Genomic DNA, 17,083 nt, shown 5'->3' with positions numbered 1-17,083 from the left:
TCCTACAGGAGTTCTGCGAAGGCCGCCAAGAATCAGCTATACCTCTATGAAACGAACAGCGTGCAGGATGCTCGAAACAAACGGGTGCAACTTACCGGGGTAGAGCCAGCCGATGCAGTTTCTAGAGGATAGCCACGGGTGCTCCGGGTGGAACGGCGAAATGGCCGGGCGCATTCGTGCGTTCGACTGGAGCCTGACCGAACTTGGCCCGCTCGATTCATGGTCCAGGAGCCTGAGCAGCGCGGTGCAGTTGATGCTCGCGTCCCCGCTGCCGATGGTAATGCTCTGGGGTCAGTCCGGGTACATGATCTATAACGACGCTTATTCCAAGTTTGCCGGTGGGCGTCATCCGTATCTGCTCGGCTCTGCCGTGGAACTGGGTTGGCCGGAAGTCGCCGAATTCAATCGCCACGTGGTCGACACCTGCCTGGCGGGCGGCACCTTGTCCTATCGCAACAAAGAACTGGTGCTGCTGCGTGACGGAGTTCCGGAAGATGTCTGGATGGACCTCTATTACAGCCCGGTGGCTGACGATGACGGGTGCCCGGCCGGAGTCATGTCCATGGTGGTGGAAACCACGGAGCGGGTGATATCCGAGCAACGGCGACAAGTGGCTGAAGACGCGTATCGTGCGGATAACGAGCGGGTGCGCCTGGCGTTGAATGCCGGTGCCTTGCTCGGTTCCTTTGTCTGGGACATCAAGACCAACGTGTTGTCGGGTGATGAGCGCTTCGCCCGCACACTTTCCTATCCACCCGGGCAAGACCTGCAAAATCTGTCTCAGGAAATCGCTCAAAGCCGGATCCATCCGGATGACCGCAGCTGGGTTCAGGAACGGGGCGCACTGTCGGTCGAGACAGGTGAATCCTACAACGTCGAGTACCGGATCCAGCGCCCCGATGGCAGTTACCTCTGGGTGCTCGCCAGCGGTTGTTGTGAGTTCGACGAGCAAGGCGAGGCGTTTCGTTTCCCTGGCGTGCTGATCGATATTCACGAACGCAAGACAGCCGAAGAGTCCCTGCTCAAGTTTACCCGCAACCTGGAACAGCGGGTGGCCGATGAGGTCGAGGCACGGCTGGCGGCGGAGGAACAACTGCGCCAGTCACAGAAGCTCGAAGCCATCGGCGGCCTCACCGGCGGCGTGGCCCATGACTTCAACAACCTGTTGCAAGTGATCGCTGGCAACCTGCACTTGCTGGCACGCCACGAGCCGGGTAACGCCAATGTGCAGCGCCGGGTCTCGGCGTCGATTGCCGCCGTCGAGCGCGGTGCCAAACTGTCCTCGCAGTTGCTTGCATTCGCCCGTCGCCAACCGTTGTCGCCTGCGGTCTTTACGCTGCGGCAGATATTCGATGGCCTGGCGGAGCTGTTGCTGCGGGCCTTGGGTGAAACCCTCCAGGTGCACATGACGGCACCCGAAGACGCCTGGAATGTGTTTGTCGATCGCAACCAACTGGAAAACGCCATTCTCAATCTGGCGATCAATGCCCGTGATGCCCTTCAAGGCGAGGGTACGATTGACATTTGCGCGGAAAACATCGTCCTTGATCGCAAATTTTGCGCTGCAAAGGGCATTCCCCCCGGGGACTATGTGCGGGTGTCCGTGACGGATACCGGCGTCGGCATGCCTGCGCAGGTGCTGGCCCGGGCGTTCGAGCCGTTCTTCACCACCAAGGCCGACGGGCAGGGCACCGGCTTGGGCCTGAGCATGGTGTTTGGTTTCGTCAAACAGAGTGGCGGACATATCGAAATCGCCAGCGATGTGGGGCTGGGGACTCGGGTGCAGTTGTACTTCCCGCGCACCTTGCGCGCGGCACCCAGTGAAACGCCGGGCCCTGATGTGCCGCAACGGGGCGGCCACGAACGCATCCTGGTGGTCGAGGACAATGAGGCCGTGAGAGTGTCGGCGGTGGAGTTGTTGCGCGAAGAGGGTTATCAAATCCTCACGGCCACCAACGGTGACGTCGCCATGCAAATGTTGCTGGAAGGGCTGGCGGTGGACCTGATATTCACCGATGTGGTCATGCCCGGCCTGATCAAGAGTTCGGACCTGGCGGCCTGGGCGAAAGTGCAGGAGCCGCCGGTGGCCGTGCTGTTCACTTCGGGTCATACCCGCGACATCATCTCGCGCAATCACCAGCTCAGCCCCGACACTCACCTGTTGAGCAAACCCTACAATCCCGAAGCGCTCAGGCAAATGGTGCGCATGGTGCTCAACGGCTGAAACCGCTGGCGCAGGCAAAGGTTTTTATCGCCTGTGGGACCGGACGACGAACGGACACCGCTGGTCTGACAGGTGGTCGACAGAACGGGCTAACCGAGGCCATTCTGATAGTTGGTGAACGCAATTGATCGCGTTTCGCTGCCGATCAACAAACGGAGGTGTTCCATGCCGGTGCCCCATGACCTTTATCAGGATCTGAAACGCTCAAAGGAAGAAATCCAGCAGAAACGCACCAAGGATCCGTTACTGGATTCACTGCTTAACAAGTATTCCCAGGCGGATGCCGAAGTGGTGAAAGCAGAGGAGGCCAAGTCCAACGATGACACCGTAAGGAAGCTCAAGGAGACACGTTTGCTGGTCAAGGACAAGATCGTCAAGCAACTTGGCGCGTCGTCCTGACCCAGCGTGCTGCCACCGACGACCGGTGGCGGGAAAGTTGGAACGGCAACCAGAACCGGCACCTCGAATGTTCAGGGACCGCTGTTACGGCTCTCAACGAGGTGCCCCATTACCCAATCAAAATATCCCGGTGAACTGAACGCTGTCCCTGTGGGAGCGAGCCTGCTCGCGATAGCGGAGGGTCAGTCACCAGTGTTGTTGAATGTGCCTCAGTCATCGCGAGCAGGCTCGCTCCCACATTGGGTCTTCAGTGTATTCAGATAGTGGTACTGCTCATTGCAATGCCTTGCTTAACGGCAATCGCACCATGTTCTGCGCTTTCAGCGAACCGAAATACAACCAGTCCCCATACTCGCGTACGGTGGTGATGGGGGAGTAATTGTTTTTGCTGTCATCCTGAAGGTTGGCGATCACTTTGCCCTCAAGGTCCAGGCCCAGGGCAAATCCGCGTTTTTCCACGGGCTTGGGCAAGACGGCCATGGCTCGCACGATCATCTTGCGTACCAACGGATACGCCGCCGTGGCGTCGAGCAAGGCATTACGCGGGGCATACAGTGCCACCCAGAACCGGTCGTGACCATTGAACGACAGGTTGTCCGGCAGCCCCGGCAGGTTGTCGATAAACAGGTCGTGGGTGCCGGCCTTCGGACCGCTGAGCCAGTAACGGCTGATGCGGTAGGCGCCGGTTTCATTGACCAGTACATAGGCATCGTCCGGTCCCAGGGTCACGCCGTTGGCAAACTCCAGCTTGTCCAGCACAACCGACGTTTTGCCGGTCTGAAAGTCGTAGCGCAGCAGTCGACCGTCGCCGCCGTGTTCGATCACGGCCTCACCGTCGTGGCCATAGCTGAAGCGGCTCGAAGCATCGCTGAAATAAGCGTAGTGACCGGGTTTGTCGATGGCCACATCGTCGGTAAAACCGAAGGGAACGCCGCCGGCCTCTGTGGTCAAGGCTACCAGGCGTCCCTGGGCGTCGAGGGACAATAAGCCTTTGACGGCATCGGCGATCACCAGCAGACCATTGGGATGCCGGGCCAGGCCCAGTGGCCGGCCACCGGTATCGGCCAGCACTTTGGTGGTCTTGCCGTCCAGGCTCGTGCGGATCAGGCGACCGTCGTGCAGGCCGGTGATGAGCGTGTCGTTTTCCAGCAACAAGGCTTCCGGCCCGTCGATGTCGGCGGCACCGACGCGTTCCATCCCCTTGAGGCGCTGATTGTCGGCGTAGATTCCGCTGGTGAGGGATGGCGCAGGTTGTGGTGTCCAGGCCACCGGTCGCACCTTGGTCGGCATCAGCAGCAGGAAGGCGCCGATGACGACGATGGCCAGTAACAGACACTTGAAGGTTTTGATCACGCGCCGACCCCCGTCGCCGCCAGATACTTCTGCGCCATGTCGCGCAGCGCCAGCATCGACGCCGCCGATTCCCGATCGATGCGCCGCTTGAGCAACAACCGGTTGGCAATCCGCATCGCCAGACCGTTGAATTGATACTCCAGAGTGCGGACGAAGTGTGTGTCCTCGCCTGTGGCATCGCATTCATAGGTCACCACCAGCGACAGGCCGTGATCACCCCGGGCCTCGGCGCTCCAGCGCCGTCCGGGCAGGTACTCCGCCACCTCCCAGCTCAAGTGCCCATCACGCCCACCGGCGCGGATGTCCTCCTCGAAACGTGCGCCGGCATGCAACGGGCCTTTTGGCCCATCGATGCGCAGCGACGACGGATGCCATTGCGGCCAAAGGGTCACGGTGCTGGCGTAGGCAAGTACCTGGACCGGGTTTCCGGCAATGACAATCTGATGCTGCATGCGGGTCATGGGCGTTCTCGTCGGGTTGAGCGGCGCAGGTTCCGGCTCCCAATAGAGGGTGCCGAACAGGTAGTCCATCAGCGGGAAAACGATGTTGAAATTACGCTCCTGCATCAGTTCGCGGCGGTGGTGCAGTTCGTGCAGCCGGCGCATCTGGCGGATCCACGGCAGCCGTGTGAGCGAGTTGCGCGACGGCAGGTGCTCGCAGGCGTGAAACATTTCGTAAGTCAGGTAACCGAGGACAAGAAGGCCGCCGACCAATCCGGCGACGTTGGTATTGATGTGCTTGAGCAGCCACCAGAGGGGCAGGGCGACGGCGAGGGTGTGCAGCACGATCAGCCACGCCGGAAACAGAATCACCCGCCAGTCACGGGCGCTGTCGTAGGTCATGTGGCCTGGGGTGAAAAAGCTGTGGTGGTCGACTGCGTGACGGGCATAAAACAGCCGGGCGAAGGTCTTTTTATGATGCCCCAGGTGGCGATGCACCATGTACACCCCGAGGTTGAACAACAGCAGCGTGACGGGCACCGCCAACCATTCTGCCGGCCGCACCTGATGTACGCTGCTCCAGAAGATGCCGATCGCCAGTGCTCCGAACATCAGGACAAACGCGCCATGTAGCCAGGGATTGTAGAGCGGATGAATGTCGGCGCGGTAACGGCTGCGGAATCCTTCGGTGGTCTGCCTCACTGCAATCACCTGTCGTTTTTGTTATCTCTTTCAGATTAGCCGATCCCGGTGACTGGACGGGGCGAACCTTGAGGACACAACGGCCATGATCCGGTGCAAACCGGTCTCAGGTCAGCGGATCCCAGCGTTGCGACCAGTCTTCGTCGGAATCGATAACTTTGCGCAGCAGGTCGAAGGCGCGTTGCAGTGTCGGCGAGTCACGATCGCGCGAGTAGACCAGATAGGTCGGGTAATTGAATTCGGGAGCCTTGGGCACCCGTTCCAGGGCGCCACTATCCAGATAACTCTGTACGACGCGGGTGCGGAAGTAGCCACTGCCGCCGTTTTCGAGAAGGTACTGCAGGCCCAACGGGCCAAGATTGAAACTCAGCGCAGCCCTGGCTTTTTCCGGCAGGGCTGCGTCGTGCTGACGCCGGAATTCGGCGCCCCAATCGATGTACACATAAGGATCGGGCTTGCCGGCCAGGCGCACGAGAATCAGCTTTTCTTCGAGAATCTGCTCGACTTGCAGGCGCGGCCAATATTCGGGCTGATACACCAGTGCGGCATCCAGAACGCCCAACTCCAGTTGCCGCAGCAGGTTTTCGCCGTCGCGGATTTCCATGCGCAGGGCGTGGCTGGGGATGTTCTTGCAGATTTCGCCGGCCCAGCCGAGCATCAGCGGGTTACACAGGCTCACCTCGCCACCGATGTGCAGCACATCGCGATAACCCTCGGGCAACGGCAGGTCGCGCCGTGCAGCTTCCCAGGTTTGCACCAGTTGATTGGCGTATACCACGAACGCTTCGCCGTTGGGCGTCAGGCGGGCGCCGGCACGATTGCGCACGAACAGGGTGCTGCCCAGCTGGCTCTCGAGTTTTTGCACCCGTGCGGTGATCGCGGTCTGGGTGACATGGAGTTTTTCCGCGGCGGCAGCCAGGCTGCCATGGCGGACGATTTCGAGGAAGGTGCGGGCGAGGTCGATGTCCATGGGGCGGCCGGTGTGGGGAGTGCGGACATTGTAAGAGCACCACCGAACCTGTGGCGAGGGGGCAAAAACGACGAATCCCGCCACTAAGGGCGGGATTCGTATGCAGCAGGCACGCTCCCGAAGATCGGGAGCCAGGTGCTTACGACGGGAACAGCTCGGACAGTTTCATCGCCAGCATCATGTCGCCTTCAGCGCGCAGTTTGCCGCCCATGAACGCTTGCATGCCGTCAGTCGAACCGTCGACGATGCCTTCCAGGGTTTCGCCGTCCATCACCAGGGTCACCTGGGCGTCCGGGTTCTCGCCTTCCTGCAGTTCGCAGGTCTGGTCCTTGACGATCAGCGAGAAGTTCTTGGTGTCGTCGATGCGGAAACCGAAGACCAGGTCCAGACCGGCAGCAGCGGCTGGGTTGAACTTGGCTTTCATTGCTTGTACGGCATCAGCTACGGAGGTCATGGTTCGATCCTTTCTTGGGTAATAAGAGCTGGGTGATTACAGCCAGGGTTACAATAGTCCGGACTCAGCGAAACGTGATGAGTTCCGGGGCCTTCAACAGTTGCAGGTGCGCATGACTGTTGAAGGAAGCCAGGGACACCTCGCGACCACGAAACTTAAGCTGGTTGAGCGAGGTGTTGACGATTTGCCAGTTCAATTCAAAGGCCTGCCTTGCAGGCATTTGCGTAATCAGGTGGAGCAGGGCAGTGATGGTGCCGCCGGAGGTGAACACGGCGATTTTCTGGGTGTTGTCGGCCTGGTCGAGGATACGATGCAAGCCGGCCCGAACCCGCTCGACAAACCCCAGCCAGCTTTCCAGGCCCGGTGTGTCATAGGTGCCGGCAAGCCAGCGCTCGATGATCAGGGCGAAGATACGCTGGAACTCACCACGGTTCTGCGCGGCGTTGCGCAGGATGTCCAGGGCTTCGGGTTCGTCCGGCAGCATGGCCGGCAACAGCGCGCGGATCACCGCATCGGCGTCGAACTCGTTGAAGGCGGCGTCGGTTTCCAGCAGCGGCACCGGCAGGCCCGCCGCGGCGAATTGCTCCAGCGCGCTGTTGGCCGTGTGCTGCTGGCGGCGCAGGTCTCCGGCCAGGCAGCGGTCGAAGCTGATCCCGAGTTCGGCCAGGTGGCGGCCAAGGATTTCAGCCTGACGAATGCCGGTCGGCGACAGGACGTCATAGTCGTCTGCACCAAAGGAGGCCTGGCCATGTCGAATCAAATAGATGCTGCCCACGTCCGCGTCTTCCCGGTACGTTGAAGGTTTGGCGAGGTTATGAGGATGGCGGTGTGCTGTCAATGAAAAAACATACGCTTGTTTGAAATGCCCGTTACAGGCCTGTTGCCAGAGGTTTCACGGCTGGTCGCAAGGTCGGCGCATGGGTATGCTGGAGGTATCCCGCGCGCGTTCAAGCCGCGCATCGTTTGAGGAAACCCTGTGGAGTTTTTTTCCGAGTACGCCATATTTCTGGCCAAGACCGTGACCTTGGTGATCGCCATTCTGGTGGTCCTGGCCAGCTTTGCGGCCTTGCGCAGCAAGGGTCGACGCAAGTCGTCCGGCCAGTTGCAGGTCAGCAAGCTCAATGATTTCTACAAAGGGCTGCGCGAGCGCCTGGAGCAGACCTTGCTCGACAAGGACCAGCTCAAGGCCCTGCGCAAGACCCAGGCTAAAACCGACAAGAAACAGAAGAAAAAACCCGAGGCCAAACCCCGGGTGTTCGTGCTGGATTTCAATGGCGATATCAAGGCTTCGGCCACCGAAAGCCTGCGTCACGAAATCACCGCCTTGCTGACCCTCGCCACACCGAAGGACGAAGTGGTGCTGCGCCTGGAAAGCGGCGGCGGCATGGTTCACAGCTACGGTCTGGCCTCCTCGCAACTGGCGCGTATCCGTGAAGCCGGCGTGCCCTTGACCGTGTGCATTGACAAGGTCGCGGCCAGCGGTGGCTACATGATGGCGTGCATCGGCCAGAAGATCATCAGTGCACCGTTCGCGATCCTCGGCTCGATTGGCGTGGTGGCGCAGTTGCCCAATGTCAATCGCTTGCTGAAAAAGCACGACATTGACTTCGAAGTGCTGACCGCCGGTGAATACAAACGCACCCTGACCGTGTTTGGCGAAAACACCGAGAAGGGCCGGGAGAAGTTCCAACAAGACCTGGACATTACCCATCAACTGTTCAAGAACTTCGTGTCGCGCTATCGCCCACAACTGGCCATTGATGAAGTGGCCACCGGTGAAATCTGGCTGGGTGTCGCGGCGCTGGACAAGCACCTGGTGGACGAACTCAAGACCAGCGATGAATACCTCGCCGAACGCGCCAGGCAGTCCGAGCTCTATCACTTGCATTACAGCGAACGCAAGAGCCTGCCGGAGCGCATCGGCATGGCCGCCAGCGGCTCGGTCGATCGCGTGCTGCTGAGCTGGTGGAGCCGTTTGACCCAGCAACGCTTCTGGTAACGGGCCAGGAGATATTGCAAAACATCCAGCCGGGGCAATTGCCCCGGCTTTTTTTGTCTGCGAATGCTTGCCCGAAGTCCTCCACGGCCCGGCGAAATCTCTGTAGGCAGCAGGCGACCGTTCCTGCTTTCGGCAACGCGACGGCTGGTTATGTTGGTGTTCCAAAAATAGTTGCCATGGAATGCACATGAATGACCATCAGACACCGCTTCATCCCGATCTTGTGCCGCTGCGCGAAACACTGAAGTCTGTGGTGAACGCGGCTTTACCGCAGTCTCCCGAGCAGTTCGGTGCACAGTTGATCAAGGAAAAATGGGGGCAAGACATCGACCCGCAAACCGACCGGTTGGTCACCCTGGATTACCGATACCGCGGGCACCCGCCGCAAGACGGTATCGAGCAAGGCCAGGTGGCAAACACGCAAACGTTGGTGCAGGCGTTGCTGGCGAACTACCAGACCGTTGGTGACGGGCGCTTCGCCGAAAGCGCATTTGGCTTGTACACACCGCCCGATGTCGGCCCGTCCATTCGCATCGTGGAGCATGTCGATGAATTCGCCGACCACGGCAATGGCAATCACCATACCTACGAAGGCATTTATCGCCAGACCACGCCCCAAGTGTATGGGCCGGCAACGCAAATTGCCCTGAGGCCAGCGGCGTTCAAACAGTGGGTCTGGGAACTGGAACTGCAAACTTGCTATCAGGCTTACCTCGATCGCGCCTGGCCTTCCGATAAGCGAATCGTCCAGGCGGAGCCTTATGACCTGAGAACCTCGGCCAAGGCCGCCTTTATCATGAGTGCCTGCCTGCAACATCAGGAGGGCAGTTTGAGCCAGGAAGGCCTGGCGTTGGCCATGCAGGCTGCCGGGTTGCCAGCGGAGCAGGCGTGGAGTGCGATGACCATCGAACAGGTACAGGCGCCCACTCGCGTCAGCGCGCCGATCGAGGTTGGTCGGCTTACGATCTATCGCTACACATCGGACGATATCTGGTGTTATCGCCACCGTCACAGCGGTCGGGTCTTGCTGAATATTCCCGGCAACTCCTCACCCTTGCATGAGTTCGCCGACTTCCGGGACCTGCGCCAATGGATCGTGGCCCAAGGCAGGGGTGCCGCCACACGGCAAGCACTGGTCGCACATTTTGCCGAGGACGATCGTGAAGACGGCACCTTCCATGCGGGTGTGTTGACGGCGTTGGAGGGCATGGCGGTCTACCCGAAGGAGCACTGGCTGAAAAAGAACGCGGGGCTCTTCAACGACGACGGTTTCTGGGACCCGCAAGACTATATCGACCTTGAGCGTCCGCCCGCCGACACCGATCCGTTCGCGCAACTGGTGTTGACCATGAAGCAGGCCTCCATGGCCAGCGTCAAAACCATCCGCGACGATGCTCAAGTCAATCGCGACAACCTGAGCGCGGTGGTGGAGCCGCTTGTGCAGTGGATCAATCGGCTGGGGCCATTGGCATTGTTCATTCCGGGAGGTGAGGGCGTCCTGGTATTGGCCGGGCTGATCGACGCCGGTTACGGCCTCGATCAGGCCATCAACGGTAAAACACCGGAGCAGCGCACCGAGGGCGTGACTCGCACTGTGTTTGGCCTGCTCAATGCGTTACCTCTGGTCGGGGCTGTGGCCGAACTCAAGGGCGAAGGAACCCTTGCCGGAACCCCGCACGAGTCCAAGGGCCCCGGGAATGCGCCGCATCCCGAAACACCGGTCGAGCCCACGACCGCAACGGCTCCGGCGCCCGTGGCGGCACGCGTGGAGCTAATGCGTAGCGTTTGCGCGCCACTTGCCTACTTCAGTGATGAAGTCCTGGCGCGGATCGCCCGAATCAGCACGGTCGACGACGATATGCTGCGCCTGATTCAGGCGGGCCGCCCGCCGACGCCGTTGCTCGCCGACACCATCACACGCTTCAAGCTCGATCAGGAGCTCGAAACCGTCGCCGATGCGCAAACACGGGACGGAATGTTCAACGACCGCTATCAGGCGCTCCAGCATTCCGGGCAGCCATGGGTTGGCCTGGTTCAGCGACGGTACCCCGGGTTGCCGAAAAGCGTCGTTGAGCAAATCCTCGACCGCTCCGGAATCGAAACCGACAGACCCGTTGACGCCGGTGAAGCGCTGCAATTGTTCAGGCGCCTGGACTGCAAGCTGCTGGAGTATCAACAGCATGTACGGCTGAATCGAGCCTATGAAGGCCTGTACCTGCGTTCGATGAACCATCCCGAAACCGATGTCCTGGCGTTGCATTCCCTGCAACGCCTGCCCGACTGGCCGAAAGACTTGCGCATTGAAGTGCTCGACGGATCAATCAGTGGTCGGCTCCTGAATCGCTGCGGCCCGCTTGAATCTGCGGATTGCCGGCGAATGATCAAGGTGGGTGATCTTTATCGGCTTTCCACGGTGGCGACGACCGAGGCGGGGACGGATCTGTTTACCGCGTTGGTCAATTTGTTGTCCGTGGAGGAGCGTTCGGCGATGTCGTTAGGTTCCGTGGATCCGGCCCGCCAGTTGCGGTTGCGCCTGGGCGAACACGTGCTGTCCCGCGCCGAGTTGATGCGAGGCTTGAACCGCATGGATTCGGGGTTGCCGTTCGAAGCGTACGGTTTACGCGGTGGCGGCTTTCCGGAAACCCCACAGGCGGCTGCTTTGAGCCACCAGATCATGCGTTTGCAGATCAAGGATGTGTATCCGGGTTTCACCGACGCCCAGGCCGATGAGTTGCTCCTTGAGGCGGGTTCGGGGGCACAAACGCTGGTGGATCGCCTGACTCTCCAGTTGAAGCAGTTGCATGCCGATATGCGTCAGTGGGTCGACCAGGCTGTGCTGGATGTCGACGACATGGATCTGGATTTTCTCGCGGTGGGCGAGGTAGGCGCTGCCGGGATGAGCCCTGAACAAGTTGCGGCGCACAATCTCGAATTGGTGCAACACATGGTCGAAGACGAGAGAGAAACCCGAATCGAACTGGCCGACGAACTGATCAACATCTGGCAAAAATGTCCGCCCCAGGATAACCGGGTCGTGACCGATGGGGTGTTTTCCGGTTACAGGCTCGATTTGAGTTTCGAGGATTTCCATCGATTGCCGACGATGAATGTTCGCTTCAATGAGGTCGTTGAGATATCGATGCAGGGTCTGCACGTGTTAGAGCGCGAGAGCCTGAGCGCATTTCTGGATAATTTCCCGAAGCTGCGCTCCTTGAACCTGGAACATGTCGACTTGCGCCGGCTCAACGCAGATGAGGTGCTGGAAGCCGCATTGCCGCCCTCGATCCGCCACATGACTGAACTGACAACGCTCAACCTGAAGTCCACGATGCTGACGCTCAAGGAGAACACCGCCGCCCAGTTTGGCGATCTGGTCCACTTGCAAACGCTGGACCTGAGTGACAATCCGCTGGTGATATCGCCGGTTGTGCTCGGGTTGAATGATTTGCGCGTGTTGAACCTGCGGAACACCGGGATCACCCATTGTCCGATCGGTATCAGCGATCAGCCGCACATGACCTCGCTTGACCTGCGAGACAACCAAATCAGGCGTGTGCCCTATGGGATTCTGAATCAGGCGGTGTCCCGGGACCGGGTCAAGCTGTGGGGCAATCCGCTGACGGACGAAGAGACATTGTTGCGTCTGGTCGAGCATCGTGAGCGCACGGGTATCAATATGTGGCTGAGCGAGCCGGGTGCGGGTTATGGCAGTCCTGCGCCGTGGCTGGAGGAGGGCGATGAAAGTGTGCGTGCGACCCGGCAGGCCATCTGGCAGCGGTTGGCGGCCAGAACGTCGGGCAGCTCATTTCTGCGAGTCATGGATGGATTGAGTCTGACGCCAGACTTCCAGGTCGGTTATTTGTTGCTACAGGCACGGGTGTGGCGGTTGTTGCACGAAGTGGACGCTTCAGAGGAATTGTGGGGCTGGCTGAGTCAGAGCATTGAAACCAGAATGGCTGACGCGGAGAACCCGTTCAGGTTGTTCGTAGTGCTGGAAGATCGAGTCCGGCTGTACCGCGACTGGGTCGCCTTGGGGCGGCCGATTCCGATGGTGGATCATCCGCCGTTTTAGCGTGAAGGGTAAATCCCCTTGAACCCGGGCTGGGGTTCAAGGGAGGGACGGTCAGCGACGACGGAACAGCGGCAGCGGTTCGTCGGTAGCGGCCTGATAAGTCACCGAGAAGTCCTTGAGGCCTTCAAGGGCTTCGTACGGGTCTTTGTCGGGGCGGATTGCAAACGCGTCGAAACCACAGCGATGCATGTAGAACAACTGGTCACGCAGCACGTCGCCAATGGCCCGTAGCTCGCCCTTGAAACCGTAACGGTCACGCAGCAGGCGGGCGTTGGAGTAGTTGCGGCCATCGGTGAAGGCCGGGAAGTTCAGGGCAATGACCTGGAACTGAGCCGCGTCTTCGCCGATTTCCTCGGCTTCTTCATCGGCGTCCAGCCAGATGCCCAGGCCGCCATCGCGGGCCAGGAGCATGCGGCTGTGTTCGCGCCACAGCTGCAACGGCACGATAAGGTCGTCGCAGTTGCTGATCTCGTCGATGTTGAAGTCCTTGGGCAGCAGGTGCCAGGTCTCGTCGACGACCTCGTTGTTCTTAATGATTCGCTGCATAGACACGCTCCTTGAAGAGATCGATACCAATACGCTGATAGGTGTCGATGAAGCGTTCGTCTTCGGTACGTTGTTCGATGTACACGTCGATCAGCTTTTCGATCACGTCAGGCATGGCTTCCTGGGCAAAGGACGGGCCGAGGATCTTGCCCAGGCTGGCGTCGCGGCTGGCGCTGCCGCCGAGGGAAACCTGATAGAACTCTTCGCCTTTCTTGTCCACCCCGAGGATGCCGATGTGGCCGACGTGGTGGTGACCACAGGCGTTCATGCAACCGGAGATGTTCAGGTCCAGTTCGCCGATGTCGAACAAGTAGTCCAGGTCGTCGAAACGGCGCTGGATCGATTCGGCGATCGGGATTGACTTGGCGTTGGCCAGGGAGCAGAAATCGCCGCCCGGGCAGCAGATGATGTCGGTCAGCAGGCCGATGTTCGGCGTGGCGAAGCCTTGCTCGCGCAATTCGCCCCACATGGCGAACAGCTTGTCCTGTTCGACGTCGGCCAGGATGATGTTCTGCTCGTGGGAGGTGCGCAGTTGACCGAAGCTGTAGCGGTCGGCCAGGTCGGCCACGGCGTCGAGCTGTTTGTCGGTGATGTCGCCCGGTGCAACGCCGGTCGGCTTCAGGGACAAGGTCACGGCCACATAACCCGGCTTCTTGTGGGCCAGGGTGTTGCGCACGCGCCAACGGGCGAAGCCCGGGTGCTGTTGGTCGAGTTCGGCCAGGGCGGCGGTCTGGTTGTCCAGCGCCTTGTAGTCCGGGTCTACGAAGTGTTTGGCGACGCGCTGCACTTCGGCTTCGGTCAATGTGGTCTGGCCACCGCGAAGGTGCTCCATTTCCGCATCGACTTTCTGTGCGAAGACTTCAGGCGTCAGCGCCTTGACCAGAATCTTGATCCGCGCCTTGTACTTGTTGTCGCGACGGCCATAGCGGTTGTAGACCCGCAGGATGGCGTCGAGGTAGCTCAACAGGTCTTGCCACGGCAGGAACTCGTTGATGAATGCACCCACCACCGGCGTACGGCCCAGGCCACCGCCGACCAGGACACGGAAGCCCAGTTCGCCGGCGGCGTTGTGCACCGGCTCAAGGCCGATGTCATGGACTTCGATGGCGGCGCGGTCGGAAGTCGAACCGTTGACGGCAATCTTGAATTTGCGCGGCAGGTAGGCGAACTCCGGGTGGAACGTAGTCCACTGGCGCACGATCTCGCACCAGGGGCGCGGGTCGATCAGCTCGTCGGCGGCGACGCCGGCAAACTGGTCGGTGGTGACGTTGCGCAGGCAGTTGCCGCTGGTCTGAATCGCGTGCATCTGCACGGTGGCCAGTTCAGCGAGAATGTCCGGAATGTCTTCCACGGCCGGCCAGTTGAACTGCACGTTCTGCCGGGTACTGATGTGGGCGTAGCCCTTGTCGTAGTCGCGGGCAATTTTGGCCATCATTCGAATCTGGTGCGAAGTCAGTTGGCCGTATGGCACGGCGACTCGCAACATAGGCGCGAAACGCTGGATATAAAGGCCATTTTGCAGGCGCAGGGGGCGGAATTCTTCTTCGCTCAGCTCGCCTGCCAGATAGCGTCGGGTCTGATCACGGAACTGCTTGACGCGGTCCTCGATGATCCGCTGATCGTATTCGTCGTATACGTACATATAAGTCCTGTTCTCAGGCTTGGGCCGGTCGGAAACAGCGGCGTTTTTTGGCTTGCTGGCGTCCGATAAAACCTCGGCAATTCTGCGCGCACGGCCGCGCACTCCCTAAGGAGCCGGGGCACGATACCAGTTTGCAGTTATGCGTAAAAGTGATGTTTGAGCATATGTAAAGAACCAAATCGCCTAATGAGATTCGTTGTTGCAAAGACCCTGTTTGTGATGCGGGCAATCGTCGTCTTTACTCTGCTCGAGTCTTTATGCAATCACCGATAAAACCGACAAGAGGCGATGCAATGAGCAACCCAACCAAAGCAAGGAAAAGCGATAGCACCGTTGATGCATGGGCAATTTTGTTCCTGATCATTCTGGTCGTGGGGACGGCGGTTTTCTGGGTCAGCCATCAGTAAACGACCCCGTCCGGGCCCGGTTCCGACGATTGTCTGACAAAAACCGGAAAAATCGCCGTTTTACGGACGTTCGCTGGCTATAATGCGCGGCGAATTTCCGGGGGCTCGGACGACCAATGTTGAAGTTTCTGTGTGGCGTATTGCTGACGCTGGGCATGATCGTGGGACATTGTGCCCAGGCGGCGTCAGTGCTGTTCCTTAACCCGGGAACCGCCACGGAGGCCTTTTGGGTGAGTTACTCGCAGTTCATGCAGGCCGCGGCGACCGACCTGGGAATGGACTTGCGCATCCAGTATTCCGACCGCGTCTCCGAAAACACCATCCGCCAGGCTCGCGAAGCCCTCCAGGGCCACCATCGCCCCGACTACCTGGTCTTCGTCAACGAGCAATACATCGCCCCCGAAGTCCTGCGGCTGGCCAAAGACAGCGGTGTGAAGCTGTTCATGGTCAACAACGCCCTTACCCCGGATCAGATGAAGCTGATCGACGCCCGGCCTGACAAGTATCCCGATTTGCTCGGCAGTCTGGTGCCCAACGACGAGGAGGGCGGCTACCTGATGCTCAAGGAGCTGATCCGACAGCACGGCCCGGTGGCCCCCGGCCAGACCATCGAGTTACTGGCCTTTTCAGGTTTGAAGATCACCCCGTCCGCGCAATTTCGCGAGAAGGGCTTGCGGCGTGCCTTGGCCGAGCACCCCGAAGTGCGTTTGCGGCAACTGGTGTACGGCGGCTGGATCCGGCAACGTGCCTACGAGCAGGCCAGGTTGCTGTTCAAACGCTACCCGCAGACGTCGCTGGTCTGGGCCGCGAATGACGAAATGGCGTTCGGCGTGATGCAGGCGTATGTCGAGGCGGGAGGTGTGCCAGGCAAGGGCGTGCTGTTCGGCGCGATCAACAATTCACCCGCCGCGTTGCAAGCGCTGCTGGACCGTCGCCTGAGTGTCTTGCTGGGCGGGCACTTCAGCCTCGGTGGCTGGGCACTGGTGCAATTGCATGACTACGATGAAGGCGTGGACATCAGCCAGTACGGCGGCCGTGACCGCCAGGTTCCGTTGTTGCAGCTGATCGATCGGACACAGGCCAGGCGACTGCTGGCGATGAGCTCCGCGCAGGACTTCGGCGTGGATTTCCACAAACTCTCGGCCAAGGGGCGTCCCGCGTCCTGGCGTTACCCGTTCACCCTGCAAACCCTGATGCACTGAGCCCCGTCAAACCCCGGCCAGCAGCAGCACCAGCTTGACGACGCCGAACAGCGTCAATGCAAACACCGCCGTGAACACAATCCCCAGAATCACGAAATGACTCGGCTTGCCGTGAGTGAAATCACGGGCCCGGTTCTTCCCGCTCTGCACCCCGAACGCCGCTGCCATGACGCTGTGCAGCATTTGCCAGAAGGTCGGCGGCTTGTTGTCGGCCGGATCGTCCATAAAACCCTCGCCTGAAAGTGGGTCCCCACAGCATAGCCAATCTGCCGATTCGTGCCGTGGCTGCCTGAAACGCTTTGACTCGCCTTTTCGAAATTGCGGTAACTATGTACCGCAGGTGTTCAAGACCGAGGTGGTGTCCTGTCGCTCCATTTACCAGGAGAGACAGTATGAGCATTTCATCCCGCACTTCGTCCCCGACGTCGAAGGTGCAGTCGCCTATTGAAGGTTCAGTGTCGAAGCCGTTGCTGCCAGGAAAAAGCAGCATGCACAGTGAATCGCTTGAACGCATGACCCCCGATTGGTTGATCAACGCGACGCCCCCAAGGCGCGCCGCGATCAAGGATAGCGCAACACGCCTGACTGGTACGCGCACGCATCCGACGCGCAACGGCAGGCACTGAGGGCAAGCTTCAACGCCAGTTTTATCTCGCAGACCCGGCTGGACCAG

At 60.0% G+C, this 17,083-nt stretch carries 14 protein-coding genes; 6 read left to right on the top strand and 8 right to left on the bottom strand.

Going from position 1 to position 17,083, the window contains the following annotated elements; all coding sequences use genetic code 11:
* The first annotated feature begins 112 nt into the window (after nucleotides 1–112).
* Both AC3IX1_RS15780 and AC3IX1_RS15775 read left to right on the top strand, forming a co-directional pair.
* Nucleotides 113–2,224 (top strand): hybrid sensor histidine kinase/response regulator, encoded by a 2,112-nt coding sequence (locus AC3IX1_RS15780; RefSeq protein ID WP_489384871.1) that lies wholly within the window; start codon nucleotides 113–115, stop codon nucleotides 2,222–2,224.
* Between the two features lie 165 nt (nucleotides 2,225–2,389).
* Nucleotides 2,390–2,623, top strand: coding sequence for a DUF465 domain-containing protein (locus AC3IX1_RS15775; RefSeq protein WP_008050666.1), 234 nt, complete (start codon nucleotides 2,390–2,392; stop codon nucleotides 2,621–2,623).
* A gap of 273 nt (nucleotides 2,624–2,896) precedes the next feature.
* Here AC3IX1_RS15775 and AC3IX1_RS15770 read toward each other — a convergent pair whose 3' ends face one another.
* The 5 genes from AC3IX1_RS15770 to AC3IX1_RS15750 form a co-directional block, all read right to left on the bottom strand.
* Nucleotides 2,897–3,976, bottom strand: coding sequence for an SMP-30/gluconolactonase/LRE family protein (locus tag AC3IX1_RS15770; RefSeq protein ID WP_489384870.1), 1,080 nt, complete (start codon nucleotides 3,974–3,976; stop codon nucleotides 2,897–2,899).
* On the bottom strand, nucleotides 3,973–5,118 hold the full coding sequence (locus tag AC3IX1_RS15765) for a sterol desaturase/SRPBCC family protein (protein ID WP_489384869.1): 1,146 nt from the start codon (nucleotides 5,116–5,118) through the stop codon (nucleotides 3,973–3,975). Before AC3IX1_RS15765 ends, AC3IX1_RS15770 begins: the two co-directional genes overlap by 4 nt.
* 106 nt (nucleotides 5,119–5,224) lie before the next feature.
* On the bottom strand, nucleotides 5,225–6,088 hold the full coding sequence (locus AC3IX1_RS15760; protein ID WP_489384868.1) for a LysR family transcriptional regulator: 864 nt from the start codon (nucleotides 6,086–6,088) through the stop codon (nucleotides 5,225–5,227).
* 139 nt (nucleotides 6,089–6,227) lie between these two features.
* Entirely contained in the window at nucleotides 6,228–6,542 is a 315-nt protein-coding gene (locus AC3IX1_RS15755) for an SCP2 sterol-binding domain-containing protein (protein ID WP_015094878.1), read from the bottom strand.
* 64 nt (nucleotides 6,543–6,606) lie between these two features.
* Nucleotides 6,607–7,317, bottom strand: a complete 711-nt coding sequence (locus AC3IX1_RS15750; protein WP_489384867.1) for a histidine phosphatase family protein — start codon at nucleotides 7,315–7,317, stop codon at nucleotides 6,607–6,609.
* A gap of 201 nt (nucleotides 7,318–7,518) precedes the next feature.
* Between AC3IX1_RS15750 and sohB the strand changes: the two genes are divergently transcribed.
* Both sohB and AC3IX1_RS15740 read left to right on the top strand, forming a co-directional pair.
* Nucleotides 7,519–8,541 carry a protease SohB gene (sohB, locus tag AC3IX1_RS15745; RefSeq protein ID WP_007995949.1) on the top strand — a complete coding sequence of 341 codons (1,023 nt, stop codon included), beginning with the start codon at nucleotides 7,519–7,521 and terminating at the stop codon, nucleotides 8,539–8,541.
* Between the two features lie 187 nt (nucleotides 8,542–8,728).
* Entirely contained in the window at nucleotides 8,729–12,613 is a 3,885-nt protein-coding gene (locus AC3IX1_RS15740; RefSeq protein ID WP_489384866.1) for a dermonecrotic toxin domain-containing protein, read from the top strand.
* A gap of 51 nt (nucleotides 12,614–12,664) precedes the next feature.
* Here AC3IX1_RS15740 and AC3IX1_RS15735 read toward each other — a convergent pair whose 3' ends face one another.
* Nucleotides 12,665–13,159 (bottom strand): DUF934 domain-containing protein, encoded by a 495-nt coding sequence (locus AC3IX1_RS15735; RefSeq protein ID WP_489384865.1) that lies wholly within the window; start codon nucleotides 13,157–13,159, stop codon nucleotides 12,665–12,667.
* Nucleotides 13,143–14,801 carry a nitrite/sulfite reductase gene (locus tag AC3IX1_RS15730; RefSeq protein ID WP_489384864.1) on the bottom strand — a complete coding sequence of 553 codons (1,659 nt, stop codon included), beginning with the start codon at nucleotides 14,799–14,801 and terminating at the stop codon, nucleotides 13,143–13,145. The genes AC3IX1_RS15735 and AC3IX1_RS15730 overlap by 17 nt, the downstream gene beginning before the upstream one ends.
* A gap of 523 nt (nucleotides 14,802–15,324) precedes the next feature.
* Between AC3IX1_RS15730 and AC3IX1_RS15725 the strand changes: the two genes are divergently transcribed.
* Complete coding sequence (locus AC3IX1_RS15725) at nucleotides 15,325–16,410, top strand: ABC transporter substrate-binding protein (protein WP_489384863.1); 1,086 nt, start codon at nucleotides 15,325–15,327, stop codon at nucleotides 16,408–16,410.
* Nucleotides 16,411–16,416: 6 nt separating this feature from the next.
* Here AC3IX1_RS15725 and AC3IX1_RS15720 read toward each other — a convergent pair whose 3' ends face one another.
* Nucleotides 16,417–16,635, bottom strand: a complete 219-nt coding sequence (locus AC3IX1_RS15720) for a DUF2970 domain-containing protein (RefSeq protein ID WP_489384862.1) — start codon at nucleotides 16,633–16,635, stop codon at nucleotides 16,417–16,419.
* Between the two features lie 167 nt (nucleotides 16,636–16,802).
* Here AC3IX1_RS15720 and AC3IX1_RS15715 point away from each other — a divergent pair, with 167 nt between their 5' ends.
* The gene (locus AC3IX1_RS15715; protein ID WP_489384861.1) at nucleotides 16,803–17,036 is read left to right on the top strand and encodes a hypothetical protein; all 234 of its coding nucleotides are present in this window, start codon (nucleotides 16,803–16,805) and stop codon (nucleotides 17,034–17,036) included.
* The last annotated feature ends 47 nt before the right edge of the window (nucleotides 17,037–17,083 follow it).

Source organism: Pseudomonas sp. KH_046_2, from assembly GCF_057838985.1.
Note: the sequence above shows the minus strand (reverse complement) of the source record. Positions and strands in the feature narration are given on the sequence as shown.

Excerpts from the sequence above, each read along its gene's own strand:
- AC3IX1_RS15780 (WP_489384871.1), top strand. The coding sequence starts at position 113 with ATGCAGTTTCTAGAGGATAGCCACGGGTGCTCCGGGTGGAACGGCGAA.
- AC3IX1_RS15775 (WP_008050666.1), top strand. The coding sequence starts at position 2,390 with ATGCCGGTGCCCCATGACCTTTATCAGGATCTGAAACGCTCAAAGGAA.
- AC3IX1_RS15760 (WP_489384868.1), bottom strand. The coding sequence starts at position 6,088 with ATGGACATCGACCTCGCCCGCACCTTCCTCGAAATCGTCCGCCATGGC.
- AC3IX1_RS15755 (WP_015094878.1), bottom strand. The coding sequence starts at position 6,542 with ATGACCTCCGTAGCTGATGCCGTACAAGCAATGAAAGCCAAGTTCAAC.
- AC3IX1_RS15740 (WP_489384866.1), top strand. The coding sequence starts at position 8,729 with ATGAATGACCATCAGACACCGCTTCATCCCGATCTTGTGCCGCTGCGC.
- AC3IX1_RS15735 (WP_489384865.1), bottom strand. The coding sequence starts at position 13,159 with ATGCAGCGAATCATTAAGAACAACGAGGTCGTCGACGAGACCTGGCAC.
- AC3IX1_RS15730 (WP_489384864.1), bottom strand. The coding sequence starts at position 14,801 with ATGTACGTATACGACGAATACGATCAGCGGATCATCGAGGACCGCGTC.
- AC3IX1_RS15725 (WP_489384863.1), top strand. The coding sequence starts at position 15,325 with ATGTTGAAGTTTCTGTGTGGCGTATTGCTGACGCTGGGCATGATCGTG.
- AC3IX1_RS15720 (WP_489384862.1), bottom strand. The coding sequence starts at position 16,635 with ATGGACGATCCGGCCGACAACAAGCCGCCGACCTTCTGGCAAATGCTG.
- AC3IX1_RS15715 (WP_489384861.1), top strand. The coding sequence starts at position 16,803 with ATGAGCATTTCATCCCGCACTTCGTCCCCGACGTCGAAGGTGCAGTCG.